The sequence below is a fragment of the Kitasatospora sp. NPDC058243 genome, assembly GCF_042882025.1.
GTDB lineage: Bacteria > Actinomycetota > Actinomycetes > Streptomycetales > Streptomycetaceae > Kitasatospora.
Genome location: NZ_JBHVWW010000011.1, coordinates 110,203 through 134,840 on the forward strand (window position 1 = coordinate 110,203; position 24,638 = coordinate 134,840).

The 24,638-nt window shown below is 73.1% G+C and carries 24 protein-coding genes; 14 read left to right on the top strand and 10 right to left on the bottom strand.

What is annotated here, in order from left to right; translation table 11 throughout:
• Positions 1-86: 86 nt before the first annotated feature.
• Positions 87-362, bottom strand: a complete 276-nt coding sequence (locus ACFVX9_RS10825; RefSeq protein ID WP_363377224.1) for a DUF6343 family protein — start codon at positions 360-362, stop codon at positions 87-89.
• A 77-nt stretch (positions 363-439) separates the two neighbouring features.
• Here ACFVX9_RS10825 and ACFVX9_RS10830 point away from each other — a divergent pair, with 77 nt between their 5' ends.
• Positions 440-640 (top strand): I78 family peptidase inhibitor, encoded by a 201-nt coding sequence (locus tag ACFVX9_RS10830; protein WP_063350104.1) that lies wholly within the window; start codon positions 440-442, stop codon positions 638-640.
• An 82-nt stretch (positions 641-722) separates the two neighbouring features.
• On the opposite strand, the gene ACFVX9_RS10835 is transcribed toward ACFVX9_RS10830, so the two are convergent.
• Positions 723-1,490: a phosphatase PAP2 family protein gene (locus ACFVX9_RS10835; RefSeq protein WP_363377226.1), complete on the bottom strand. Its 768-nt coding sequence runs from the start codon at positions 1,488-1,490 to the stop codon at positions 723-725.
• Positions 1,491-1,721: 231 nt separating this feature from the next.
• A complete protein-coding gene (fabG, locus tag ACFVX9_RS10840; protein WP_350875567.1) occupies positions 1,722-2,489 on the bottom strand; it encodes a 3-oxoacyl-ACP reductase FabG in 768 nt (255 codons plus the stop codon).
• A gap of 375 nt (positions 2,490-2,864) precedes the next feature.
• On the opposite strand from fabG, the gene ACFVX9_RS10845 reads away from it, so the two are divergent.
• The gene (locus ACFVX9_RS10845) at positions 2,865-3,761 is read left to right on the top strand and encodes a MarR family transcriptional regulator (RefSeq protein ID WP_363377227.1); all 897 of its coding nucleotides are present in this window, start codon (positions 2,865-2,867) and stop codon (positions 3,759-3,761) included.
• A 257-nt stretch (positions 3,762-4,018) separates the two neighbouring features.
• Here ACFVX9_RS10845 and ACFVX9_RS10850 read toward each other — a convergent pair whose 3' ends face one another.
• A complete protein-coding gene (locus ACFVX9_RS10850; RefSeq protein ID WP_363377228.1) occupies positions 4,019-4,882 on the bottom strand; it encodes an aldo/keto reductase in 864 nt (287 codons plus the stop codon).
• 481 nt (positions 4,883-5,363) lie between these two features.
• On the opposite strand from ACFVX9_RS10850, the gene ACFVX9_RS10855 reads away from it, so the two are divergent.
• The 11 genes from ACFVX9_RS10855 (at position 5,364) to ACFVX9_RS10905 (ending at position 16,205) form a co-directional block, all read left to right on the top strand.
• Positions 5,364-7,136 (top strand): ABC transporter transmembrane domain-containing protein, encoded by a 1,773-nt coding sequence (locus ACFVX9_RS10855; RefSeq protein ID WP_387981348.1) that lies wholly within the window; start codon positions 5,364-5,366, stop codon positions 7,134-7,136.
• Between the two features lie 64 nt (positions 7,137-7,200).
• Entirely contained in the window at positions 7,201-8,973 is a 1,773-nt protein-coding gene (locus ACFVX9_RS10860; protein ID WP_387981350.1) for an ABC transporter ATP-binding protein, read from the top strand.
• Positions 8,974-9,122: 149 nt separating this feature from the next.
• Positions 9,123-9,368, top strand: a complete 246-nt coding sequence (locus tag ACFVX9_RS10865) for a LapA family protein (protein WP_363585876.1) — start codon at positions 9,123-9,125, stop codon at positions 9,366-9,368.
• A 47-nt stretch (positions 9,369-9,415) separates the two neighbouring features.
• A complete protein-coding gene (locus ACFVX9_RS10870) occupies positions 9,416-10,144 on the top strand; it encodes an amino acid ABC transporter ATP-binding protein (RefSeq protein WP_063351563.1) in 729 nt (242 codons plus the stop codon).
• A 9-nt stretch (positions 10,145-10,153) separates the two neighbouring features.
• Complete coding sequence (locus ACFVX9_RS10875; RefSeq protein ID WP_380373785.1) at positions 10,154-11,071, top strand: glutamate ABC transporter substrate-binding protein; 918 nt, start codon at positions 10,154-10,156, stop codon at positions 11,069-11,071.
• A gap of 12 nt (positions 11,072-11,083) precedes the next feature.
• Positions 11,084-11,728, top strand: a complete 645-nt coding sequence (locus ACFVX9_RS10880) for an amino acid ABC transporter permease (protein WP_380373783.1) — start codon at positions 11,084-11,086, stop codon at positions 11,726-11,728.
• Positions 11,725-12,594, top strand: a complete 870-nt coding sequence (locus ACFVX9_RS10885) for an amino acid ABC transporter permease (protein ID WP_387981353.1) — start codon at positions 11,725-11,727, stop codon at positions 12,592-12,594. The genes ACFVX9_RS10880 and ACFVX9_RS10885 overlap by 4 nt, the downstream gene beginning before the upstream one ends.
• A gap of 108 nt (positions 12,595-12,702) precedes the next feature.
• On the top strand, positions 12,703-13,617 hold the full coding sequence (locus ACFVX9_RS10890) for a LysR family transcriptional regulator (RefSeq protein ID WP_063350112.1): 915 nt from the start codon (positions 12,703-12,705) through the stop codon (positions 13,615-13,617).
• Positions 13,618-13,725: 108 nt separating this feature from the next.
• Complete coding sequence (locus ACFVX9_RS10895) at positions 13,726-14,307, top strand: cysteine dioxygenase (RefSeq protein WP_380342271.1); 582 nt, start codon at positions 13,726-13,728, stop codon at positions 14,305-14,307.
• Positions 14,308-14,320: 13 nt separating this feature from the next.
• A complete protein-coding gene (locus tag ACFVX9_RS10900) occupies positions 14,321-15,412 on the top strand; it encodes a YeiH family protein (RefSeq protein WP_387981379.1) in 1,092 nt (363 codons plus the stop codon).
• Between the two features lie 85 nt (positions 15,413-15,497).
• On the top strand, positions 15,498-16,205 hold the full coding sequence (locus ACFVX9_RS10905) for a spermidine synthase (protein ID WP_380373779.1): 708 nt from the start codon (positions 15,498-15,500) through the stop codon (positions 16,203-16,205).
• Positions 16,206-16,338: 133 nt separating this feature from the next.
• Here ACFVX9_RS10905 and ACFVX9_RS10910 read toward each other — a convergent pair whose 3' ends face one another.
• The 3 genes from ACFVX9_RS10910 to ACFVX9_RS10920 form a co-directional block, all read right to left on the bottom strand.
• Positions 16,339-18,081 carry a hypothetical protein gene (locus ACFVX9_RS10910; protein ID WP_387981356.1) on the bottom strand — a complete coding sequence of 581 codons (1,743 nt, stop codon included), beginning with the start codon at positions 18,079-18,081 and terminating at the stop codon, positions 16,339-16,341.
• A gap of 129 nt (positions 18,082-18,210) precedes the next feature.
• The gene (locus ACFVX9_RS10915; RefSeq protein ID WP_380373774.1) at positions 18,211-19,104 is read right to left on the bottom strand and encodes a TetR/AcrR family transcriptional regulator; all 894 of its coding nucleotides are present in this window, start codon (positions 19,102-19,104) and stop codon (positions 18,211-18,213) included.
• Between the two features lie 33 nt (positions 19,105-19,137).
• Positions 19,138-19,647 carry an NUDIX hydrolase gene (locus ACFVX9_RS10920; protein ID WP_063350117.1) on the bottom strand — a complete coding sequence of 170 codons (510 nt, stop codon included), beginning with the start codon at positions 19,645-19,647 and terminating at the stop codon, positions 19,138-19,140.
• A 156-nt stretch (positions 19,648-19,803) separates the two neighbouring features.
• Between ACFVX9_RS10920 and ACFVX9_RS10925 the strand changes: the two genes are divergently transcribed.
• The gene (locus ACFVX9_RS10925) at positions 19,804-21,027 is read left to right on the top strand and encodes a serine hydrolase domain-containing protein (RefSeq protein ID WP_063350118.1); all 1,224 of its coding nucleotides are present in this window, start codon (positions 19,804-19,806) and stop codon (positions 21,025-21,027) included.
• Between the two features lie 22 nt (positions 21,028-21,049).
• On the opposite strand, the gene ACFVX9_RS10930 is transcribed toward ACFVX9_RS10925, so the two are convergent.
• From ACFVX9_RS10930 to ACFVX9_RS10940, 3 genes are all read right to left on the bottom strand, one after another.
• The gene (locus ACFVX9_RS10930; RefSeq protein WP_363377241.1) at positions 21,050-21,373 is read right to left on the bottom strand and encodes a nuclear transport factor 2 family protein; all 324 of its coding nucleotides are present in this window, start codon (positions 21,371-21,373) and stop codon (positions 21,050-21,052) included.
• A 252-nt stretch (positions 21,374-21,625) separates the two neighbouring features.
• Positions 21,626-23,149, bottom strand: coding sequence for an aldehyde dehydrogenase family protein (locus ACFVX9_RS10935; protein ID WP_380373769.1), 1,524 nt, complete (start codon positions 23,147-23,149; stop codon positions 21,626-21,628).
• Positions 23,150-23,416: 267 nt separating this feature from the next.
• Positions 23,417-24,364, bottom strand: coding sequence for a terpene cyclase (locus tag ACFVX9_RS10940; protein WP_387981358.1), 948 nt, complete (start codon positions 24,362-24,364; stop codon positions 23,417-23,419).
• Between the last annotated feature and the right edge of the window lie 274 nt (positions 24,365-24,638).

Sequence of the window (24,638 nt, forward strand, 5' to 3'; positions counted from 1 at the left end):
GGGGGGGGGGGGGGGGGGGGTGGGGGGGGTGGGGGGGGGGTGGGCGCTCTCCCGCCCCCCCCCCCCACTCCGTGGGAGACACCGTGTCAGAGCTCGGTCCGGCGGCGCCGGATGACCACGACGAGATCGACGGTGGCGAACAGGGTGAGCAGGCCGCAGGCGATGGCGAAGCCGGTGAGGGTCCCCCGGCTGGGGGCGCCGTCGGCGGGGGAGGCCGCCGCCCAGATCGCGAAGCCCGCCGTCGCGAGCGCGAACAGCGGCGTGAAGGTGAGCGACAGCAGGTAGCGGAGCTTGAGGTCGCTGCGGGCGGTGGCCGGCTCGGTGCCGCTGCGCCAGGGCCGTCGCGGAGTGGTGGTGCGCATGGCCGTTCACCTCCGGGCCGCGCGGGTGGGGGCTACGATTCCAGCGTACGTCCGTGGGGGAGAGCGGGGGAGACGCGATGACGGGGTCGGACGCGGCGGCGGACGCCGAGGGCTACGCGGGGCTGCGGATCGAACGGGCCCGGGAGCTGGCCCGGCGGCACGGCTGGGCCTCGGTCCGGGTGCTGGAGCCGGGGGCGATGATGACCATGGACCACCGTGAGGGCCGGCTCAACCTCGCGGTGCGCGACGGCGTGGTCGAGCGCAGCTGGGAGGGGTAGGGCCGCCCTCCCGGTGGTCGACCTTTCCGGTGGCCGGGGTGGCCGGGGTGGCCGGGGTGGCCGGTGGTCGTGGCGTGCGGGCTCAGTGGCCCGGCCGCCGGGCCAACCGCTGTTCGGCGGCGACGACCAGCGGCTCCAGCAGCGGCAGCGAGAGCAGGACCAGCAGTCCGGCGGCCCAGCCGGCCAGCACGTCGGTGACCCAGTGGGTGCCCAGGTAGAGCGTGGTCAGGCCGATCGAGCAGGCGGTGGCGGCGGCGATCACCGCGCCGGTGCGCCGCCAGCGGACCGCGAGGTAGGCGAGCACGCCCCAGGTGACGACCGCGTTGGCGGTGTGACCGGACGGGAAGATGGTGCCGCCGGAGAACAGTTCGGGCGAGCCGACGTACTGGGCGTAGTGCGGGCCGAGCCGGCCGGTGACGATCTTGACCGCGCCGACCGTGACGTTGAGCAGCAGCAGCGCGACGGCCATCACCAGCAGCGGGCGCAGCCGGCCCAGCCGGTGCGCGCGCCAGCCGAGCCAGACGAAGGCGGCGATGGCGGAGGGGCCGCGTTGCCCGGCGACCACCCAGGTGTCGAGCAGCGGTTCCAGGCTGGGCCAGCGTTCGTAGGGGCGGAACAGCCGGACCGACCAGTCGAGGTCGACCAGGGCGGTGTTGAGCAGGACACCGGCCAGGACCAGCAGGTAGGCGACGCAGGTCACGGCGAGCAGGGCGGCCTGCCGGCGGCCCATCGGCGGCCAGCCGGGCTCGCGGCGGTGGGCTCGTTCGGGGCTCGGGCGCTCGCGGTGGGTGGTGGTGAGCTGCTCCGGCCCCTGGTTCGGATAGGGCGCGGGGGTACTCGGGGCTTGCACGGGGGTGACCTTACCCATCCGGCCGGGGCTATTCCGGAGGGATTTGTCATTTTCCCGTGAAATCGACAATTGGCGGGGAGAGGTCCGCCCGGGGAGTGATTTCCGCGATTCTCGGATCGAATGCCAGTGTGGTGTTCGAATGATTCTGCAAAAGCCCCGGTAAAGAAAACGGAGTGGGAGGCCGGCGCGGCCGGCTTCCCACTCCGTGGTAACCCTGTGTAGGTTCCGTGCTCAGTCGAGGGGGCCGCCCGCGACGTAGATCACCTGCCCGGAAACGAAGCCGGCGCCCTCGCTCGCGAGGAAGGAGATGGTGTGGGCGACGTCCTCAGGCAGACCGACCCGCTGGACCGGGATCTGGGAGGCCGCAGCCCGCTTGAAGTCTTCGAAGTCCATGCCGACCCGGGCGGCGGTGGCCGCGGTCATGTCGGTGGCGATGAAGCCGGGGGCCACGGCGTTGGCGGTGATGCCGAACTTGCCCAGCTCAATGGCCAAAGTCTTGGTGAAGCCCTGCAGACCGGCCTTGGCGGCCGAGTAGTTGGCCTGGCCGCGGTTGCCCTGGGCGGACGAGGAGGACAAGTTGACGATGCGGCCGAAACCGGCGTCCACCATGTGCTTCTGCACCGCGCGGGTCATCAGGAAGGCCCCGCGCAGGTGGACGTTCATGACCGTGTCCCAGTCGGACTCGGACATCTTGAAGAGCAGGTTGTCGCGGAGCACGCCCGCGTTGTTGACCAGCACGACGGGGGCGCCGAGCTCGGCGGCCACGCGGTCGACGGCGGCCTGCACCTGGTCGGCGTCCGAGACGTCGGCGCCCACGGCCAGGGCCCGGCCGCCGGCCGCGGTGATCCGGTCGACGGTGTCCTTCCCGGCGGTCTCGTCCAGGTCGAGGACGGCCACGGCGTAGCCGTCGGCGGCCAGTTGCACGGCGGTGGCGGCGCCCAGGCCGCGGGCGGCGCCGGTGACGACGGCGACCCGGGGGGCGGTGCTCTGCTCGGTCATGCTCGCTCTCGTCTCTCTCGGGGTGGTCTCCGCGGGGAGCGCCCCGGGGAGGGTGGCCACACCCTACCCGCGAGTAGGGAGGGCGAACAGGGCTGGAGAGTCGTGGGTGACGGTCGGTAAGGACCGACCGGTCGGCTTTCTGCTGAGAACGGGTTACCGAGAGGGCGTGGCGGCCGCGTAAATATGCCAATGTTGCCGAACCTGCGTCTACTATCCGCCCCTGCCTGCCAGCAAGGGCCCGCCGTTTGTATAGTGTCCGCCAGCAGCCACCGGCTGCACGGCTGGAGCGCCCTCCCTCATAGCTGGACGCCCACTCGCCGTTACTGCCCCACCCGGGTGTCCCACACACACCGGGTGTGACATCGGGACGGATACATGGTGCTGGGGGAGATCCCGACGACCCGCGTGTCCGCGCGACTGCAACAGTCGCCCGGACACCTGATTCGCGTTGCACAGCAGGTTCACACCAGGCTGTGGTCCGAGCATGTCGGAGCCGATCTCACGGCTCCGCAGTTCGCCGTCCTGCTGGTCCTGGCCCTCGAACCGGGTGCCGACCAGCGGACGGTCGGCGAGCGAGCCTCGCTGGACAAGGCGACGATGGCGGAGATGGTCGCGCGGCTGGTCCGCCGCGGCTTGGTGCTGCGAAGGCGTGACCCGGCCGACGGCCGGCGAAAACTGCTCGCTCTCTCGCAGAGCGGTGCCCAGGCGGTGCGTGAGGCCACCGGCGGTGTGGTCCGCGTGCAGCGCACCCTGTTCGAGCCGCTGACGGCGGAGGAGCAGGTGGAGATCGTGCGGGTGATGGCCAAGATAGCCAGGCTGGAGCCCGCCGCGGTCGCCGTGTTCTCCGATGCGCGGCCGACACTGGACGCGCAGCGGGCGATCGGCTACCTGATCAGGGTGGGCCAGCAGGTGCACACCAAACTCTGGTCGGAGCACGTCGGTGCGGAGCTCACGGCTCCGCAGTACGCGGTGCTGGACGCGCTCGAACTGGAACCGGGCGCCGACCAGCGCACGGTCGGTGAGCTGGCCTCGCTGGACAAGGCGACGATGGCCGAGATGGTGAGCCGGCTGGTGCGCCGTGGTCTGGTGCAGCGCCGGCGCGACCCCTCGGACGGGCGCCGCAACCTGCTGTCGCTCTCGCCGGCGGGCCAGGACCTGCTGCACCGTTCGACGGCCGGCGTGGCCGAGGTCCAGCGGCTGCTGCTCGCCCCGCTGGACGAGAGTGAGCACGGGCCCGCGCTGGCGCTCCTCGGCAAGGCGGCGCGGCTCTAGAAGGATCCTTTGAGCGCCAGCCAAAACGATTCGCCAACGTACGGAAGGCCTGGTGTGCCGAAGGCTTGAGGCGTTGACGGCTCAAGGCGTTGATGACTCAAGCCGTTGACGGCTCAAGGTGCTGGTGGCCTGACGTGCCGGAGGCCGCTGCTCGTCGGTGTCGGCGGATCGTGGCACACCGAAGACCGCCCACCCCTGTAGGGGTGGGCGGTCGTTCGACATGACCGCTCGTCAGAGAAGTCGGACGGCGGGTGCCGTCAGTTCCAGTCGAACTCCTGCGGGTCCGGACCGATCCGCGTGCCGGTGGCGACACCGGCGATCGCGGCGAGGTCCTCGGCGTCCAGCTCGAAGCCGGCGACGTCCAGGTTCTCCCGGATGCGGGCCGGGGTGACCGACTTCGGGATCGCGATCACGCCGCTCTGCAGGTGCCAGCGGAGCACCACCTGGGCGACCGTGCGGCCGTGCTTCTCGGCGATCTTCGCCAGCACCGGCTCGGCGAGCAGCTCCTTGCCCTGGCCCAGCGGGCTCCAGGCCTCGGTGGCGATGCCGTGCTGGGCGTGGAAGGCGCGAAGCTCGGTCTGCGGGAAGTACGGGTGCAGCTCGACCTGGTTCAGTACCGGGACGACCGAGGTCTCGTCGAGCAGTCGGGTGAGCTGCTCGGGCCCGAAGTTGGAGACGCCGACCGACTTGACCCGGCCGTCCGCCTTCAGCTGCTCGAAGGCCTTCCAGACGTTCAGGTAGCTGCCGTGCTTCGGGCGCGGCCAGTGGATCAGGTAGAGGTCGACGTAGTCGAGGCCGAGCTTGGCCAGCGACGCGTCGAACTCGCGCAGGACGGCGTCGCGGCCCTGCTCGCCCGACCAGTCACGGGTGCCCGAGTTCCACAGCTTGGTGGTGATGTAGAGGTCCTCGCGGGCGACGCCGCCGGCCAGGGCCTCGGTGATCGCCTGGCCGGTGCCGGCCTCGTTCTCGTAGATGGCCGCGGTGTCGATGGAGCGGTAGCCCGCCTCGATCGCGGTGCGGACGGCGGCCGTGGCCTCGTCGTCCGGGACCTGCCACACGCCGAATCCGAGCTGCGGGATCTGCGCGCCGTCGTTCAGCGTGACGTTGGGGATGTTGCTCACGGGAAGGGGTGCCCTCCTGGTTGTCCGTCTGATTCCAGAAGGGGGCAACTGGGGCCCGGGCGGGATTGTTCCCGCCGTTCGGGGGAATCTTGCGGGGCCGGGGGCCCGCTCCGGCGGGAATCCGGGGGCCGGGCGGCGAAAAACCTGTTGCGCAGATCACATCGGGGTTGGCAGGCTCGTGGCCATGACCTCCTGAGATCCGGGCCCTTCGTGCCCTTCCCGCCCCCGTCCGGCCGTCCCGTCCGGCCGTCCCGTCCGGCGGTCCCGTTCGGCGCCGCCCCGGACGCGCCGATGCCGCCGGGGCGAGGTGCCGCGCTGTCGCCCGCCGCCGCCCGTCTTCCGCTGTTCGCGCGAGTCGGGCCCGCCGTGCCGCGAGACCCGTGCCTCCGGCTCGTGACCTTCTCCCGGCGTGCCCGCTCACGCCTGCTCGCACCCTCCAGCACCTCCAGCACCGTCCCGCACCCTCCTGTATCGGAGTGTCATGCTGCTCACCCCCCTGCCGTTGGCCGACCCCGGTAGTCCCGATCTCTCCTCGCCCCCGGCCTTCCTGCGCTGGCTCCAGCGCGGCCAGCGGCGCGGGCAGGTGCTGGCCACCTGCTGGGCGCTGCTGGAGATGGGCGGCCAGGCGGCGCTGCCGATAGCGCTCGGGTGGGGCGTGCAGGCCGCCGTCGACGGCGAGGCCGCCGGGATGTGGCGGGCCGGTGCCCTCGCGGTGGCGCTCGCCGTGCTGTCCGCGCTCGGTGCCGTGCTGCTGCACCGGCAGGCGGTCTGGAACTGGATCCACGCGGCGTGCCACGTGCGGCAGCTGGTGGCCCGGCAGGCCTCGCACCTGGGCGCCGGGCTGTCCTGCCGGATCGCCACCGGCGAGGTCGTCGCGGTCGGCAGCGGGGACGTCGAGCGGATCGGCTGGTACGTCGAACTCGTCGCCCGGGTCCGGGCCGCGGTGATCGTCTGGCTGGCCGTCAGCTCGGCCGTGCTGGTCGTCGAACCGGTGCTCGGGGTCGGGGTGCTGCTCGGCGTCCCGGTGCTGGCGGCCGCCGTCTGGCCGCTGATCGGGCCGTTCGAGCGGCGGTACGAGCAGCAGCGCACGCTCGGCGGCAAGGCCACCGAGCTGGCCGCCGACACCGTGGCGGGGCTGCGGGTGCTGCGCGGCATCGGCGGCGAGGAACTGTTCCTCGACCGGTACCGGGCCGCCTCCCAGAAGGTCCGGGCCGCGGCCGTCCGATCGGCCCGGATCTGGTCGCTGATGCAGGCCCAACAGGTCCTGCTGCCAGGCCTGTTCGTGATCGGGGTGACGTGGTACGGCGCCCGGCAGGCGGCCGCGGGCGAGCTCGCCGTCGGCACCCTGATCGCCGTGTACGGCGCCACCGCCTTCCTCGCGGCGCCGCTGCGGATCCTCGGCGAGGCCGCGCACGCCTGGAGCGTCGCCCGGGTCTCCGCCGGGCGCGCCGTCCGGGTGCTCTCGCTCAGCCGCACCGGCGGCGTGGCCGAGGCCTCGCTGAACAAGCCGGGGAACGCCGATCTGTTCGACCCGGCGACCGGGCTGACCGCGCGGGCCGGGGAGCTGACCGCGGTCGTCTGCGGGGACCCGGACTTCGCCGGGGCGCTCGCCGGGCGGCTCGGCGGGCACGTCCCGACTGCCGAGGACGAGCCGGAGCAGCCCTCCGTCCGGCTCGGCGGGACGGAGCTGGACGCGGTGCCACTGGCCGAGGCCAGGGCGGCGGTGCTGGTCCACGACAAGGAGCCGGTGCTGCTCTCCGGCACCCTGGCCGGGCTGTTCGACATCCCGTCCTCGGGGCGGGTCTCGGTGGCCGAGGCGCTGGCCGCCGCCCGGTCCGACGACGTGCTGGAGGCCCTGGTGGACGGCTCGCCGGAGTGTGCGGGCGACGCGATGCTCGCCCGGATCACCGAGCGCGGGCGCTCGTTGTCCGGCGGGCAACGCCAGCGGCTCGCCCTGGCCCGCGCGCTGCTGGCCGACCCGCCGGTCCTCGTCCTGGACGAGCCGACCAGCGCGGTGGACGCCCACACCGAGTCCAGGATCGCCACCGGACTGCGGGACACCCGGGCGGGGCACACCACCGTGGTCTTCGCGACCAGCCCGCTGCTGCTCGACCAGGCCGACCGGGTGGTGCTGCTGCGCGACGGCCGGGTGGCCGTGGCCGGGCGGCACCGCGACCTGATGCGGACCGAGCCGGCCTACCGGGCCGTGGTCACCCGCGAAGAGGAGCCGGCACCGGTGGGGGAGCCGGTATGAGCGGCCGCGTGGGCACCCGCGCCGTCCGCCCCGCCCGACCCGCCGCATACCTGAGGAGCACGTCATGAAGCCCCCCGTCCATGAGGAGCAGGGGCCGGCCACCACCCTGCCGGTCGGCTCACCGGCCGCCGTGCGCGCCTACCTGCGCCTGCTCGCCCGGCGCCACCGCCGAGGGTTCTCCGCGGTGGTGTCACTGCACTCGGTGGCCACCGTGGCCGGGCTGGTCGGCCCCTGGGTGCTCGGCAGCCTGGTCGAGTCGCTTGCCACCGGCACCGCCGAGGCCACCATCGCGGTCGCGGTCGGCTGGTACCTGCTGGCGCTGGTGGTGCAGTCCGCCTTCACCGGCTGGTCCCGGATGCGCGGTGCCGTCCTCGGCGAGCGGGTGCTGGCCGACCTGCGCGAGGACTTCCTGGTCCGCTCGGTCGCGCTGCCCACCGGCGTGCTGGAGCGGGCCGGCACCGGGGACCTGGTCTCCCGGGGCACCACGGACGTCGACCGGCTGGACAAGTCGGTGCGCGAGGCCGTGCCCGAACTCGCCGTCGCCATCGTGTCGTTGCTGCTGGTGATCGGCGCCCTGCTGGTCACCTCGCCGCTGCTCGCGCTCACCTCGCTGATCGGCCTGCCGCTGCTGCTGGTCAGCTCCCGCTGGTACTTCAAGCGCGCGCCGCAGTCCTACCGCAACGAGTCGGCCGGGTACGCCGCGGTGAACACCGTGCTGGCCGAGACGGTGGACGCCGGGCGGACGGTGGAGGCGCTGCGCCTGGGCGACCAGCGGATCGCCCTGACGGACCGCAAGCTGGGCGAGTGGCTCGCCTGGGAGCGCTACACCCTGTGGCTGCGCTCGGTCTGGTTCCCGACCATCGACGCGGTCTACTCCTCGGCGGTGCTGGCCACCCTGCTGCTCGGCGGGCTGTTCACCCTCAAGGGGTGGATCACCGTCGGCCAGTTGACCACAGGAGTGCTGTACGCGCAGATGCTGACCGGCCCGGTCGACCTGATCCTGCGCTGGTACGACGAACTGCAGATCGGCCAGGCCTCACTGGCCCGGCTGGTCGGCGTCCGCGAGGTGCCGGAGCACGAGGGCGACGAGTCCAGCCACCCGGACGGCCGCCGGGTCGAGGCCCGGGACGTCCGGTTCGGCTACCGCGAGGGCGCCGACGTCCTGCACGGCATCAGCCTGGACGTCGCGCCGGGCAGCCGGGTCGCGCTGGTCGGGCCGTCCGGGGCGGGCAAGTCCACGCTGGGGCGGCTGCTGGCCGGGATCTACGCCCCCGGGCGCGGCAGCGTGACGCTCGGCGGGGCGGCGCTGGCGCGGATGCCGGCCGAGCGGGTGCGGGCGGAGGTCGCCCTGGTGAACCAGGAGCACCACGTCTTCGTCGGCACCCTGCGGGACAACCTGCGGCTGGCCGCGCCCGGGGCCGAGGACACCGAACTGCGCTCCGCGCTGGACGCGGTGGACGCCGACGGCTGGGTGGACGCGCTGCCGCACGGCCTCGACACCGAGGTCGGCTCCGGCGGCACCGCGCTGACCCCGCCGCAGGCCCAGCAGCTGGCGCTGGCCCGGCTGGTGCTGGCCGATCCGCACACCCTGGTGCTGGACGAGGCCACCTCGCTGCTGGACCCGCGCGCCGCCCGGCACCTGGAGCGCTCGCTCGCCCGGGTGCTGGAGGGCCGCACGGTGATCGCCATCGCCCACCGGCTGCACACCGCGCACGACGCGGACGTGATCGCGGTGGTCGAGGGCGGCCGGATCAGCGAGTACGGCAGCCACCCGGAGCTGGTCGCGGCCGGCGGCCCGTACGCGGCGCTCTGGCGCTCCTGGCGGGACGAGCGGTAGCGGGCCGGCGCCGTCGAACCCGTACGGCGCCGTTGACCCGTACGGCATTTCAAACCCGCACGGGGCCGGATTGCCCCGTGCGGGTTACTCCCTCGCCCATCAGGGCGTGTAACCGGGCAAATCGGATCCCCGGCCCGCAGACTGCTCCGGTGACCAAGATTTCGGACGGCTCGTCCGGCTCCAAACGCAGCGAGATCGCCGGGATCCCCACCCGGTACATCGGGATCGGCGTCCTCGTCGTCCTCGCCGTGTGGTTCCTGTTCGCGAACCTCGACAAGGTGAAGATCCAGTTCTGGGTGTTCACCGTCACCGCGCCGCTCTGGATCGCACTGCTCGCCACGCTGCTCGCCGGTGGCGCTCTGGGCTGGCTGCTGAAGGGGCGTCGCGGCCGGTGACCAGCGCTCCCGGGCCGGCCCAGGCGGGGCCCTCGGCCTTCACGCCGCTGATCGAGGTGCGCGGCGTCAACAAGCACTTCGGGGACCTGCACGTCCTCCAGGACATCGAGCTGACCGTGGGCCGCGGCGAGGTCGTCGTGGTCATCGGACCGTCCGGCTCCGGCAAGTCGACGCTCTGCCGGGCGATCAACCGCCTGGAGCCGATCGAGGACGGCACCATCCTGATCGACGGCGAGCCGCTGCCCGAGGAGGGCAAGGGGCTGGCCCGGCTGCGCGCCGAGGTCGGCATGGTGTTCCAGTCCTTCAACCTGTTCGCGCACAAGACCGTGCTGCAGAACGTCTCGCTCGCGCAGATCAAGGTCCGCGGCCGGCCCCGGGCGGAGGCGGACGCCAAGTCCCGCGCCCTGCTGGAGCGGGTCGGGCTGGAGGCGCACGCCGACAAGTACCCGGCCCAGCTCTCCGGCGGCCAGCAGCAGCGGGTGGCGATCGCCCGGGCGCTGGCGATGGACCCGAAGGCGCTGCTGTTCGACGAGCCGACCTCGGCGCTCGACCCCGAGATGATCAACGAGGTGCTGGACGTCATGCGCCAGCTCGCCCACGAGGGCATGACGATGGTCGTGGTCACCCACGAGATGGGCTTCGCCCGGGCCTCCGCCAACCGGGTGGTCTTCATGGCCGACGGCCGGATCGTCGAGGACCGCGCCCCGGAGGACTTCTTCAACGCTCCGGAGAGCGAGCGCGCCCGGGACTTCCTGTCCAAGATCCTGAAGCACTGAGGCGGCGCCGTGACGAGGAAGACCACCGCCGCCCGGGGCCGGACGGCGCTCGCCGCCGTCCTGCTGCTCGCCGGGCTGGCCGCCGGCTGCGGTAAGCCCGGCACCCCGCCGCCCAAGGGCCCGCAGGCGAGCGCGCTGCCCAGCTACCAGGTGCGCGACGCCGCCTCCATCACCGGCTCGCCGACCCTGGACGCCGCCCGGAGCCGGGGCCACCTGGTGGTCGGCGCCAAGGAGGACCAGCCGTACCTGGGCGAGAAGAACCCGGCCACCGGCGTGTACTCCGGCTTCGACATCGAGATCGCCAAGATGGTCGGCGCCTACCTCGGCTTTCCGCCGGACCGGATCGAGTTCAAGACCATCGCCTCGGCCAACCGCGAGACCGCGCTGCAGAACGGCCAGGTGGACTTCTACGTCGGCACCTACACCATCAACGACAACCGGAAGAAGCTGGTCGGCTTCGCCGGACCGTACTTCATCGCCGGGCAGTCGCTGCTGGTGCGCAGGAACGACAACACCATCCACGGCCCGCAGGACCTGGACGGCAAGAAGGTCTGCTCGGCGGCCGGCTCGACCCCGTACCAGCGCATCCAGTCGCAGTTCCCGAAGGCGAAGCTGATCGGCTACGACACCTACTCGGCCTGCGTGGACAACCTGATCACCGGCCAGGTCGACGCCGTCACCACGGACAACGCGATCCTGCTGGGCTACGCGGCCAAGGCGCCGGACGAGCTCAAGGTGGTCGGCCCGCTGTTCTCCCAGGAGCCGTACGGGATCGGCACCCCGAAGAACGACACCGTGCTGCGCCTGGCCCTGGACGACGCGCTGGCGCAGAACGAGCAGAACGGCGACTGGAAGAAGGCCTACGACGCGACCCTGGGCCTGTCCGGGGAGCCGGCGCCCACACCGCCGCCGATCGACCGGTACTGAGAGGGCCGCGCCGTGAAAACGCTGACCGACAACTGGTCGACCTACTGGGACGGCTTCCTCGGCACGCTCTCGCTGTTCGCGGTGAGCGCCGTGCTGTCGCTGGTGCTGGGAGTGATGATCGCGGGTTTCCGGGTCTCGCCGGTCCGGCCGCTGCGGGTGTTCGGGACGGCGTGGGTGACGCTGCTGCGCAACACGCCGCTGACCCTGCTGTTCTTCATCGTGGTGCTGGGCCTGCCGCGCTTCAACATCACGCTGCCGTTCTTCGTCTTCGCGGTGGCCGCGCTCGGCTGCTACACCTCGGCCTTCGTCTGCGAGGCGATGCGCTCGGGCATCAACACCGTGCCGGTGGGGCAGGGGGAGGCGGCGCGCAGCCTGGGCATGAGCTTCGGGCAGACGATGAGTGTGGTGGTCATGCCGCAGGCGTACCGGTCGGTGGTCGCGCCGATCGGCAGTGTGATGATCGCGCTGGCGAAGAACACGGCGATCGCCGGCTCGTTCAGCGTCACCGAACTGCTCGGCACCTACCGGACGATCAACGAGCTGGGCTACAGCATCATCTGGACCTTCGTCTGGATCGCCGTCGGCTACCTGATCATCACCCTGGCCGTCAGCGCCGTCTTCAACCTGCTGGAACGACGAGTGGCGGTGTCGCGATGACCGTTGGATCCTCGGCGCTGTACGACATCCCCGGTCCGAAGGCGCTCGCCCGCCACCGGCTGTACGGCGGGATCGCGCTGCTGCTGATCGCGGCGCTGATCGGCTGGATCGTCTACATGCTCTTTCACACCCACCAGTTCACGTACCAGAAGTGGATGCCCTTCGAGTACCGGGGCGTCCAGGACCTGCTGCTGAGAGGGCTCGGCAACACCCTCAAGGCCTTCGGCTGGACGGTGCTGTTCGCGCTGCCCTTCGGCGCGCTGTTCGCGGCGGGGCGACTGTCCGACCACAAGGTGGTGCGGGTGCTCTCCACGGTGGTGGTGGAGTTCTTCCGGGCCATGCCGCTGCTGGTGATGATCTTCTTCGTCTTCGTCGCGCTCAAGGTGCAGCCGCTGTGGGCGCTGGTGGCCGGGCTGGTGCTGTACAACGGCTCGGTGCTGGCCGAGGTCTTCCGGGCCGGCGTGCTCGCGGTGCCCAAGGGGCAGCGCGAGGCGGCCTACGCGCTCGGCCTGCGCAAGACCCAGGTGATGACGTACGTGCTGGTGCCGCAGGCCAACCGGGCCATGCTGCCGGCCATCATCAGCCAGCTGGTGGTCGCGCTCAAGGACACCTCGCTGGGCTTCCTGATCACCTACGAGGAGTTCCTGCACGCGGGCAAGCTGATCGCCACCAACCTCGACTACGACCTGCCGTTCATCCCCGTGGTGATCGTGATCGCGCCGATCTACATCGGCATGTGCCTGCTGCTCTCCTGGCTCGCCCGCTGGGTCGAGCGCCGCAGTCGGCGCAGCCCGAGCATGCGGGGCGGGGCGCCGGTGGTCAAGGCCGGGGTGGCGATGGGACTGCCGCCGTCCGCGCAGCAGTGAGAAGGCTGGTTCGATCCTGAACCATAGGTGCGGGTGGGGATAGAGCGGGCACCTCCAATTTCCTCTTATGATTGCGGAGGCTCGACGACGACGACCGGGGGAGGGGCCATGGAGCCGGTATTCGACTCACGGCACATCAGGACGTTCCACGAGGTCGTCAGAGCAGGCTCCTACTCGGCCGCCGCCCGCGAGCTCGGCTACACCCAGCCCGCCATCACCCAGCAGATGAAGGCGCTCGAACGCACCGTCGGCGTCGCGCTGTTCACCCGGGCCGGGCGCGGACTGCGGCTCACCGAGGCGGGCGAGGCACTCTCCCGGCACGCCGAACTGATCCTCGGCAGCCTCTCCGCCGCCCAGCAGCAGCTCGCCGCGCTCGCCCGGCTGCGGGCCGGGCGGGTGCGGGTCTGCGCCTTCCCCAGTGCCAACGCCACCCTGATACCCGAGGCGATGGCCCGGCTGCTCGCCGAACACCCCGGTGTGCGGGTCGAGCTGCTGGAGGCCGAACCGCCCGACTCCGTCCAGCGACTGCTGCGCGGGGAGTGCGACATCGCGCTGGCCTTCCGCTACCCCGGCGGCGCGACCGAGGTGCCCGACGGGCTGGACGAGATCCCGCTGATGGAGGACCTGCTCACCGTGCTGCTGCCGGTCGGACACCCGCTCGGCCGTCGGCACGCCGTTCGGCTCGTCGACCTCGACGGCGAGCGCTGGATCGCCGGGTGCCCGCGCTGCCGGGCCAACCTGCTGAACGTCTGCGCGGAGGAGGGCTTCGCGCCGGACATCGTGTTCTCCACGGACGACAACCTCGCGGTCCAGAGCCTGGTCGCCGCCGGGGTCGGGATCGCGCTGATGCCCGCGCTGGTGCTCTCCTTCATGTGCCACCGCAAGGTCACCGGGCGGGCCGTCGAACCGCACCTGCGCCGGCAGGTGAGCGCGTACGTGCTGCGCGAGCACCGGCGGATACCGGCCACCGGGCTGGTGCTGGACCATCTGCGGCGGGCGGCGGCCAGCCGGATCGGGTGCTGAGTCGTGGCTCCGGTGGGTGCTCGCCGGGGCGATTCATAAGCTGAAGTTGAGGGGAAGCTTAAGAACCATCGTTGGACGTGATGGGTCGGTGCAGCCGAACCTGCTGGCATGACACCCCCAGCCACGGTCGGCAGCGACCGGCTCACCGAGCGGATGACCGCCCTGATCGGCGAGATCCGTGCCGTCGTGGACCGCGGACTGCCCCCGGAACTCACCGCCTACCTGGTCGGCGAACGCCTCGCCCCGCACCTGCACGCCGACCCCGACGGGCCCGACGCGCTGCTCACCCCCGCCCAGCGCGAGGGCGACCCGAAGCGCTACCGCCAGCACGTCCTGCACGCCGAGGAGGACGGCGGCTTCTCCGTCGTCGCCCTGGTCTGGCTGCCCGGCCAGCAGACCCCGATCCACGACCACGTCTCCTGGTGCGTGGCCGGCGTCCACCAGGGCCAGGAGAGCGAGACCCGCTACCGGCTGGTCTCCGACGGCCGCACCGCCCACCTCGTCGAGACCGAGCACGTCGCCGGCCCGGCCGGCACCGTCGCGGCCTTCGCCCCGCCCGGTGACATCCACCTGGTGCGCAACGCCTGCAACAGCACCGCCATCTCCATCCACGTGTACGGCGCGGACGTCTCGCGGCTCGGCACCAGCATCCGGCGCGTCTACCGGCTGCCCGCCGACCAGCAGCAGTGAGGGCGGCGTGGCACTGACCCTCCGGGAGCGCGCCACGCGCACCCGCTCACTGCCCCCGCTCGGCGGGGACGCCCCCGGCCTGCTGCTCGCGGCGGCCGGGGTGGCCGCCGCGATCGCCGTCCACGCGGCCGTGCCCGCCGTGCCCAAGCTCACCGCCGCCGTCGTGCTCGGCATGGCGGCGGCCCACCTGCCCGGGCTGCGCCCGGTGGTGCGCGGGGTGGCCCGGCCGGGGCTGTCCATGGCCGGCAAGCGGCTGATGCGGCTCGGGATCGTCCTGCTCGGGCTCAAGCTCAGCCTGGACGACGTGCTCGGCCTCGGCTGGGCCACCGTCGCCATGGTGCTCGCGGTGGTCGCGGCCACCTTCACCGGCACGCTCTGGCTCGGCCGACGGCTCGGCCTGCCGGGCGACCAGCCGCTGCTGGTCGCCACCGGGTACTCCATCTGCGGAGCCTCGGCGATCGGCGCGGTCAGCCAGGCGGCCGGCAGCGAGGAGGAGGACGTCGCCGCCTCGGTGGCCCTGGTCACCCTGTGCGGGACGCTGGCCATCGCCGTGCTGCCGCTGCTCCAGCAGCCGTTCGGGCTGGGCGACGTGGAGTTCGGGCGGTGGGTCGGCGCGAGCGTGCACGACGTCGGGCAGGTGGTCGCCACCGCGCAGACCGGCGGGGCGGGCGCGCTGCGGGAGGCCGTCCTGGTCAAGCTGATGCGGGTGGTGCTGCTGGCGCCGCTGGTCGCCGGGATGGCCGTCGCGGTGCGGCGCCGGGCGCGACGGGGCGGGGAGGCCGTCGTCGGGGCGGACCAGGAGTCGGGGGAAGACCCTGCGAAGAACCCGGTCAAGACCTGCAGCCGCCCGCCGATCGTCCCGCTGTTCGTGGCGGGGTTCCTCGCGATGATCGTGCTGCGGACCACCGGGGTGCTTCCGGAGCGGGCGCTCACCCTCGCCGGGGACACCCAGGAACTGCTGCTGGCCGCCGCGCTGTTCGGCCTCGGCAGCGCCGTGCACCTGCCGACCATGGTCCGCACCGGCGGGCGGCTCGCCCTGCTCGGGCTCGGCTCCTGGGTGGTCGTCGCGGGCGTCTCCTACGCCGGGGTGCTGGTCACGACGTGACGGGCGCAGGGGCGGACTCGGCTATTGTCGGGCGGGTACTCGTCCGCCGGGACGCTCCTGCACCCGAGTCCGCTGAGGAAGCCGCATGTCCACCGCACTGCCCGAACGGGACGCTCACGAGGCCGTCGTCACGCTCGACCGGCGGGACGGCCCGTTCGGCGAGGTGGTACTGCGCCAGCGGGGTCGGCACTTCGAGATCATCGCCAACGGCTGCTTCCTGATGGACACCGCCGACGGCCGCTCCGAACGCCTGCTGATCCAGGCGGCGTTGGACGAACTGGACCGCACCGGCGCCCCCGCAGAGCCCTCGGTGCTGATCGGAGGCCTCGGCGTCGGCTTCTCGCTGGCGTACGCGGCGGCCGAGCCGCGCTGGGGGCGGATCGCCATCGTCGAGCGCGAGACCGCCATCATCGACTGGCACCGGAACGGGCCGCTCGGCGCCTTCTCCGGCGGCGCGCTGGAGGACCAGCGGGTCCAGGTCCTCCACACCGACCTGCTGGAGTACCTGGCGGCGGCCGACGGCGAGCGCTACGACGCGCTGTGCCTCGACATCGACAACGGCCCGGACTGGACCGTCACCGACTCCAACGCCGGGCTGTACGGCGCCGACGGGCTCGCGGTGCTCTGGCACCGGCTGCAGCCGGGCGGGGTGCTGGCGGTGTGGAGCGCCCAGCCCTCCGCTGACTTCGAGGAGGCGCTGCGGGCGGTGGGCTTCTCCGACGTCGTCACGCACGAGATCCCGGTCAGCCGCGGCGTGCCGGACGTGGTCCACCTGGCCCGGCGCGCAGGCTGACGGCGCAGGGCCTCGCCAACCCTCCTGCCGCGTCCGGGCGTTGTCCGTGGCAGCGGCCAACTGCCGGCTCTCGGCGTCGCGTTGTCGCGGCCCCCTGGGGTTGGATCCGGTCGGAGGGGGCCGTTGCCGGGGCTCAGCCGAACGGCCTGGTCTCCGGGCCCGAAGCCTCCGCCGCGTCGGTCTCCGTCGCTTCGTCCGGGGTGGACGGGAGGCTTTCCGGGGCGAAGGGGTTGAAGTCCGGCGGGGGCACCATGACGGGCGTGCCCTTGCGCGGGGCGTCCTGCGCGGGAACGGCCTGCGCGGGAACGGCCGGCGGCGCGGAGGGCGGCGGCGGGACGGCCGGGCCCTGCGCCGCGAGCGTGGTGCCGAACGGGTCGGACTGGTCGGCCGTCACCGTGCCGAACGGGTCGGTGGTCGGGGCGGCCGCTGCCGGGGACGTGTCCGGGGTGGGCGGGAGGCTTTCCGGGGCGAAGGGGTTGAAGTCCGGCGGGGGCACCATGACCGGCGTGCCCTTCCGCCTGGCTGGCGCCGCCTGCGGCTCGGCGTCGGCCGGGGAGGCCTCCGCGACGGGCGCGAACGGGTTGAAGTCCTCGGGCGGGAGCTGCACCGGCGTGCCGCGCAGGTCCGCCGGCACCTCCTCCGCCTCTTCCGGCTCCTTCTCGACGGGAGCGGGAGCGGCAGCAGGTGTGGCGGGCGCGGGCGCGGGCACGGCGCCGGCCACCGCCCCGTCCCAGCCGAACTGAACGCTCTTCAGCAGCTCCGCGAACGCCCGCGTGTACAGGTCCCAGTCCTCCGGCTGCGCCGTGGACAGCTGGACGCAGAGCACGGTGCCGCCGTCCGGCAGCGGGACGAAGGCCTCGACCGCCGAGGTGACCACCCAGCGCCGCTGCCCGTCGGCGGACAGCGGCCCCGGCACCGGGACGGTCCGTCCCTCGACCAGGACGGCGGCCGGCCCGGCCGGCAGCAGGACCGTCCACACCTCGGCGTGCCGCCGGACGGTGGCGAGTTCGGTGGCGAGCGCGGTGATCGGCAGCGGGTGCCGGGCGAGCGAGACGACGAGGGCGGCGTCGGAGGCCCGGCCGTCCACGTCCAGCGCGCAGACGCCCGCGTAGACCGTGCCGGCGTCGTGGACCAGGTCGGCGAGGGTGGCGGCGATGACCGCGAAGTCGCGGCGCCGCTCCGGACCGTCGCCGTTGAACAGCTCCTCGGCGACCTCGGCCAGATGCCCGGTCAGTTCCTCGGCGGCCGCGGCGGTGGCCGGGTCGACGCCGTCCGCCCCGCCCGCCGGCGCGGGCACCGTACGGGAGCAGACCCCGGCCGGACCACCGGGGGAGGTCAGCGGGTGGAAGCCGGGCGGGACCACCAGCCGGACCTCGGCACCCGCGCCGGTGGCCAGTTCGACCGGCTGGCGGGTCTGCTGCCCGGCGGCCAGCGCGGCCAGTGCCGGGGCGAACGGCGGGCGCAGCTTGGGGTCGGCGAACTCGCCGGTGACCGGCAGGTGGAACAGCGCGGCCGAGGTGGTGCCCCGGTCGGCGATCGCGCCGCGCACCGCCCCGCCGCCGTAGCGGGTGTGGAGGGCGGCGGTCACCCGGTCGGCGACCCGGGCGCCGCTACCGGGGCGGGCCGTGCCGGCGGTGAGCACCGTGCCGAGCCGGTCCACGGCCGCGTGCACCGGGCCGTTCGGGGCCAGCGGGAGGCCGAACAGCGCCTCGGCGGCGGGGTGTTCGGCCGGGCGCAGGGCGCTGAGCGAGGCCGCCGGATGGCGGGAGGTGCGCTCGTCGAAGAGGGCGTCGGTGAGCGTGCCGAGGGTCGCGCAGACCTGCTCCGCCGCTGCGAAGGGATTGGCCTCCGCGCTGAACTGGACGTCCTGGGTCAACTGTTGAGCCCCCCGCTCTGCTGCGTCTGCGGTCCGCTGGTTCGGGTGGGTCCGCGCGCGCCGTGGCGGCGTGCCGTCGGATCCGTGCTCATTCCTATCAGAGCCCGCTGTCGGGACCGAACCGGCGGATCACCCGATGGGAGCCGCGGTCGTTCCGCCCGTGGCCTGCGGGGACGTTTCGCCGGACGGTGCGGTGGCGAGCGCGGTGACCGCCTCGGCGATCCCGGGGACGGCGAACAGCCCGGCGAGCTCCCGCACCAGGCGCCCGGTCGGGCCGTCAGGACGCTCGTCCGCGAAGAACGAGGCGAGTTCGGCGGCGAGCGCCGGCTCCCGGGCGGCGGTGAGGGTGAGGGTGGCGACGAACTCCTGCACCAGGTGCAGCTGCAGGTCCTCCAACGGCACCGAGCGTTCGGCCAGCCACTCCAGCGAGGTGATCTCGGCGTTGGCGATCCAGGCCCGGACGGTCAGCCGCAGCCCGGGGCTCGGCGCGGGGATCGCCAGGTGGGAGAGGATCTGGTCGTGGGCGGCCCGCCGCACCTCGTCGATCACCGCCGAGGTGCCCGCGCTGGCCGCCACCGAGCCGCCGCGCAGCAGCGCCGCGAAGCCGGGCCCGTGGCTCTGCACGAAGTCCAGGTAGCGGCCCATCACCCGGTACAGCCGCTCGGACAGCGGCCCGTCGGCGGGCTCCTCGAAGCGCGCCGAGAGCTCCCGCCCGGCCCGCCGCAGCGACTCCTCGTACAGCGCCTGCTTGCCGGGGAAGTAGTGGTACACCAGCGGCCGGGAGGCCCCCGCGGCGGCGGCGATGTCGTCGATCGACACCTCTTCGGGCGGGCGCCGGCTGAACAGCTCCAGCGCGACGGCGATCAGCTGCTCGCGCCGCTCGTCCACGCTGAGCCTGCGGCGCGGCCGCTCACCGGCAGCCGCCCGGCCTGGCGTCCGGCCCGCAGCCCGGTCCGGGGCCTGCTCCGGGGCGGGGGTCCGTGCAGCGCGGGCGGCCGTCGGCGACGGCGTACGGGAGGCCATGCGCGCCACCCTATCCGCCGTCCGGGGCGGGGCCTATGCGGCGTGGAGGTCCAGGTAGCGGCGGTAGGCCTCGCGGCCGTCGGGGACGAAGTGGTCGCGGGCGAGGCGGTCGGCGAGCTCGGCGGGGGTGAGCCAGGCGTGCCAGGCGACCTCGGACTCCTGCGGCTGGACCGGGCCGTCCCACTCGGCCTCGTACATGTCGCTCCACCAGGAGAGCCGGTCCTGCCGGAAGAGGAACTTGAAGAGCGGGCGCGGGGTGATCCCGTGCACGCCGAGCTCCTCCTCGGCCTCGCGGACGGCGGCCTCGGCGTACGTCTCGCCGGAGCCGACCACGCCGCCGACGAACATGTCGTACGCGCCGGGGGCGAACAGCTTGGTGTCGGTGCGGCGGTGGACGAAGATCCGCCCGGCCGGGTCGCGGACCAGGATGAAGACGCACCGGTGGGTGAGCCCCTGCCGGTACACCTCCCCGCGCAGCGCCGTCCCGATCACCCGGTCGTGCTCGTCGACGACGTCCAGCAGTTCTTCGGCAGGGTTGGTCATGACGGACAGGTTAGGGTTTCGGGGCCCGCTTCGAACGCTTTTCGAGTGCGATCCGAGCTCGATTCGCATGTGATCCGCATGTGATCCGCATGTGATTCGTGTGCGATCGGATGCGGGCGGGAACGCAGGAACCGGACAGGCTGAGGATGGCGCGCGGTGGTGGAGATCTGGGGCGAGACGGCCGAGGGGTTCGAGCCCGTACGGGAGGCCTTCGCGCGGAACTTCCACGAGTACGGCGAACTGGGCGCGGCCTTCGCGCTGTACGTGCGCGGTCGCAAGGTGGTCGACCTGTGGGGCGGTGACGCCCGGCCCGAGGTCGGCGGGCGCCCCGCGCCGGCGGTGCCCTGGACGGCGGACACCGCCCAGGTGCTGCGCTCGGTCACCAAGGGCCTGACCGCGACCACCGCGCTGCTGCTGGCCGAGCGCGGCCTGCTCGACCTGGACGCCCCGGTGGCCTCCTACTGGCCCGAGTTCGCGCAGGCCGGCAAGGGCGGGGTGCCGGTGCGCTGGCTGCTGTCGCACCAGGCCGGGGTGCCCGCGCTGGACGTGCCGCTGCGGCTGGAGGACGTGCTCACCTGGGAGCGCGCGGTGGCCGCGGTGGCCGCGCAGGCGCCCGCCTGGGAGCCGGGCACCGCGCACGGCTACCACCCGTACACCTTCGGCTGGCTGGTCGGCGAGGTGGTGCGGCGGGTGAGCGGGCGCACGATCGGCCAGTACTTCGCCGAGGAGATCGCCCGGCCGCTCGGGCTGGACCTGTGGATCGGGCTGCCGGCCGGGGCCGCGCCGAGGGTCGGCCGGCTGGTCGACCTGCCCGCCCCGGAGGCGGCCCGGACCGGGCCGAGCGGGCTGCGGCTGCGGCCCAAGCAGTCCGTCCGGGACGCCTACCAGGACCCGGCCTCGCTGACCGCGCGGTCCTTCGCCTCGGTGCGCCCCGGGGTGGACCTCAACGACCCGGCGGTGCAGGCCGCCGAGATCCCCGGCGCGGGAGGCATCGGCACCGCCCGCTCGCTGGCCCGGTTCTACGCGGCGCTGATCGGCGCCGCCGACCGCCCGGACGGCTCCGGCGCGCTGCTGCCGCCGCTGCTCGGGCCCGGGGTGCTGACCCGCGCGGTCGGGCCCGAGGTGAGCGGACCGGACCGGGTGCTGATCGTCAACTCCACTTTCGGCCTGGGCTTTTGGCGGCACGGCCCGACCGCGCCGATGGCCTCCCCGGCGAGCTTCGGCCACCCCGGCCGGGGCGGCTCGCTGGGCTTCGCCGACCCGGAGCTCGGGCTGGGCTTCGGCTACGTCACCAACGGCATGCAGCCGGGCGTCACCGGCGACATCCGCTCGCGCAACCTGATCCGTGCGGTGCGGGGGTGCCTGGGGCTGTCCGGGTAGCGGCGGGCGCGGTCCCGAGCTGTCAGGCCTGGCCGGTCTCGAAGCGGGTGATCTTCGGGCCGGTGAGGGTGAAGCGCCAGGCGGTGCGCATCTCGCCCCAGGTGTCGTTGGTGAAGTTGGCGATCAGCGCGTGGCCGCCGTCCGATTCGGTCTGGACGTCCATCCGGCCGCGGACGGTGAAGATCTCCTTGTCGATCCACTGGGGCAGGTCGCGGTCGGAGCCGTCGTCGGACATGGTCGCGTCCGGGGTGAGGGTGGCCAGGAAGGCGTCGCGGTCGCCCGCGTTGACCGCGGCGACGAAGGCGCGCACGGTGGGGTCGGAGAGCTTGGCGGGGGAGATGGTCATCGGGACTCCCGGGGGTGAGGGGCGGGGAGTCCTGTCTACGGCGTTCGCCGGGTGTGTTCGGGCATGTCGGCGGCGCGTCGAGAAAATCGCGCATTCATGTGCTTAGATCCAGAAATGGGCGTTTTGCCCTACGGAGGGTTGCGCAGCGTGGACGCCCGGAAGGGCGTTCGCGGTGCGGCCACGGGGAGTGGCGGCGGAGCGGGAGGCCGGGACCGGTCTCCCGCTCCGTGTTTTGCGCAGGCCGCGGCCCGGCTAGAAGAGGCCCACCGCGTCCGGGGAGTAGCTGACCAGCAGGTTCTTGGTCTGCTGGTAGTGCTCCAGCAGCGCCTTGTGGTTCTCCCGGCCGATGCCGGAGTTCTTGTAGCCGCCGAAGGCCGCGTGGGCGGGGTAGGCGTGGAAGCAGTTGGTCCACACCCGGCCGGCCTGGATGGCGCGCCCGGCGCGGTGGGCGGTGTTGAGGTTGCGGGTCCAGACGCCCGCGCCGAGCCCGTACTGGGTGTCGTTGGCGAGGGTGATCGCCTCGGCGAAGTCCTCGAAGCGGGTGACCGAGACGACCGGGCCGAAGATCTCCTCCTGGAAGACCCGCATGCTGTTGACGCCCTCGAACACCGTCGGCGTCACGTAGTACCCGCCGGCCAGGGCGCCGCCGAGGTCGGCCCGCTCGCCGCCGGCCAGCAGCTTGGCGCCCTCGGCCTGGCCGATCTCGAAGTAGGAGAGGATCTTCTTCAGCTGTTCGGCGCTGGCCTGGGCGCCGACCTGGGTCTCGGTGTCCAGCGGGTCGCCCTGGCGCATCGCGCGCACCCGCTCCAGGCCGTCGGCGAGCAGCTGCTCGTAGACCGAGGACTGGATCAGCGCCCGGCTGGGGCAGGTGCACACCTCGCCCTGGTTGAGGGCGAACATCGCGAAGCCCTCGACCGCCTTGTCGTAGAAGGCGTCCGAGGCGTCGGCGACGTCCGCGAAGAACAGGTTGGGGCTCTTGCCGCCGAGTTCCAGCGAGACCGGGATCAGGTTGTCGCTGGCGTAGCGGGCGATCAGCCGGCCGGTGGTGGTCTCGCCGGTGAAGGCGATCTTGCGGATGCGGTTGCTGGAGGCCAGCGGGGCGCCGGCCTCCTCGCCGAAGCCGGTGACGATGTTGACCACGCCGGGCGGCAGCAGGTCGGCGGTCAGCTCGGCCCACAGCAGCACCGAGGCCGGGGTCTGCTCGGCGGGCTTGAGCACCACCGCGTTGCCGGCCGCGAGCGCCGGGGCGAGCTTCCAGATCGCCATCAGGATCGGGAAGTTCCACGGAATGATCTGGCCGACCACGCCCAGCGGCTCGTGGAAGTGGTACGCCACGGTGTCCTCGTCCAGCTGGGACAGGCCGCCCTCCTGGGCGCGCAGCGCGCCCGCGAAGTAGCGCAGGTGGTCGACCGCGAGCGGGAGGTCGGCGGCCAGCGTCTCGCGCACCGGCTTGCCGTTCTCCCAGCTCTCCGCGACGGCCAGCCGCTCCAGGTTCGCCTCCATCCGGTCGGCGATCCGCAGCAGCGCCTGGGCCCGCTCGGCGGGCGGGGTGCGGCCCCAGCCGGGGGCGGCGGCGTGGGCCGCGTCCAGCGCGGCCTCGATGTCCTCGGCGGTGCCGCGGGCGACTTCGGTGAACACCTCGCCGGTGACCGGGGTCGGGTCGCCGAAGTACTCGCCGCGCACCGGCGGGGTCCAGCCGCCGCCGATCCAGTGCTCGTACCGGGAGCGGTAGGCGACGATGCTGCCGGGCGTGCCGGGGGGCTGGTAGACCGTCATGCTCTGGTGTCTCCTCGCGACGTCGGGCGCCGCCCGGACCGGGTGGCGGGGCGGCGCGCCGGGCCGCGCCCGGCGCGGGGCGGCCCGGCGGGAGGGTGTGGACACGCAATTCCGGGCGGACGCCCGCCGGGGCGTCCGCCGTCGAGCACGATAGCCGCCCGGCGCGGGCGCGGCTACGGTCCGTGCGCCCGGCCCGTACGGAGGGTTGCGCGTTCCGGCCGTCGCGCGGGGCGCGCACCGTGTCTCCGCGCTCCGTCCGGGACGGTGTCAGACCGCGTGGTACCGGCCGGTGCGGGACTCCCAGTACAGGTAGCCGGCGAGCCAGGTGACCAGCCCGTCCGCGTACCGCTGGGCGATCGTCCGTTCGACCCGGGAGAGCCCCAACTCCCGGTAGACGTCCGGCAGTCGGTTGTGCAGGTCCCGGCACCGCTCGACCATCAGCTGCGCCTCCTCCAGCACCACCGCGCAGGCCTCCTCGGCCGAGCAGCGGCGCTCGCGCTGGACGATCATCACCAGGTTGTTGACGTCGCCGCGCGGGGCCTCCAGCGGGAACGACCGGACGTCGTTGCTGAGCGAGGGGATGTCGGCTGCCAGCTGGCGCAGTTGACGCAGCACCGGGTGGTGCAGGACGGCTGCGGGCACCTCGAACTGGCCGAGGCGTTCGACCATGTCGAAGATGGTCTCCATCGCCGCGGTGCCTCGTCTGAGCACCAGGTAGCCGTCGCGGTCGGGTGGCCGGGTGGAGATGCGGCCGGCGGCCTCGGCGGGGTGACTGGCCAGGTACCACTCCCAGTTGTACGCGGCGCGGGCCTGCCAGCGGGCGGGCATGCCGCGCACGCTGCGGTCCCAGAGGTCGGCGAAGGCGGTCTCGACCGGCGAGTCCTGGTCGGGGCGGGCTCCGTGCAGGACGGCGATCAGCCGCTCGCAGATGGGGGCGACCTCCGTCGGGCGGCGGCCGAGCGGGCCGTCGAACTGGTCGTCGAAGAGGAAGTAGAAGCCCATCAGGTCGGCGGCGAGGGAGAGTTCGTCCGGGCCGGTGTCGGGGTAGCCGAGGGCGGCGAGGTCGACCACGTCCCAGTGGGCGTACCCGGGGTGGTCGACGTCGGGGAGCAGCGGGTGGCGGACCAGCCAGTCACGGTGCAGCGCGGTGGCCTGCGGTCCGTGCGGGCTGCGACGGTGCGGGAACGGAATCTGAAGTGAGGTGTCGTCAGACATCGGACTCCCGGTGCGGCGAAGGGTGGGGGTACTAGTGGTTCGAACGTTGGGTGTGGGGGGAGTTGACGCGGCGAGGCTTCCGGGGAGAGGGTGATAGCGAAAGATCATCTTCGCCTCGCGGGCCGTAGGGTATCTGATGTAATGATCGGACGTTAGGGGTATAGGGCAATTGCCCTTGGCAAGGCGTCCGAACCCTCACCGTCCGCCCCAGCCTGCGCGAATGCCCCACAGCGAGTGCCACGCAGCGCTAACCTCGGCTCCACGGGCAGTGATG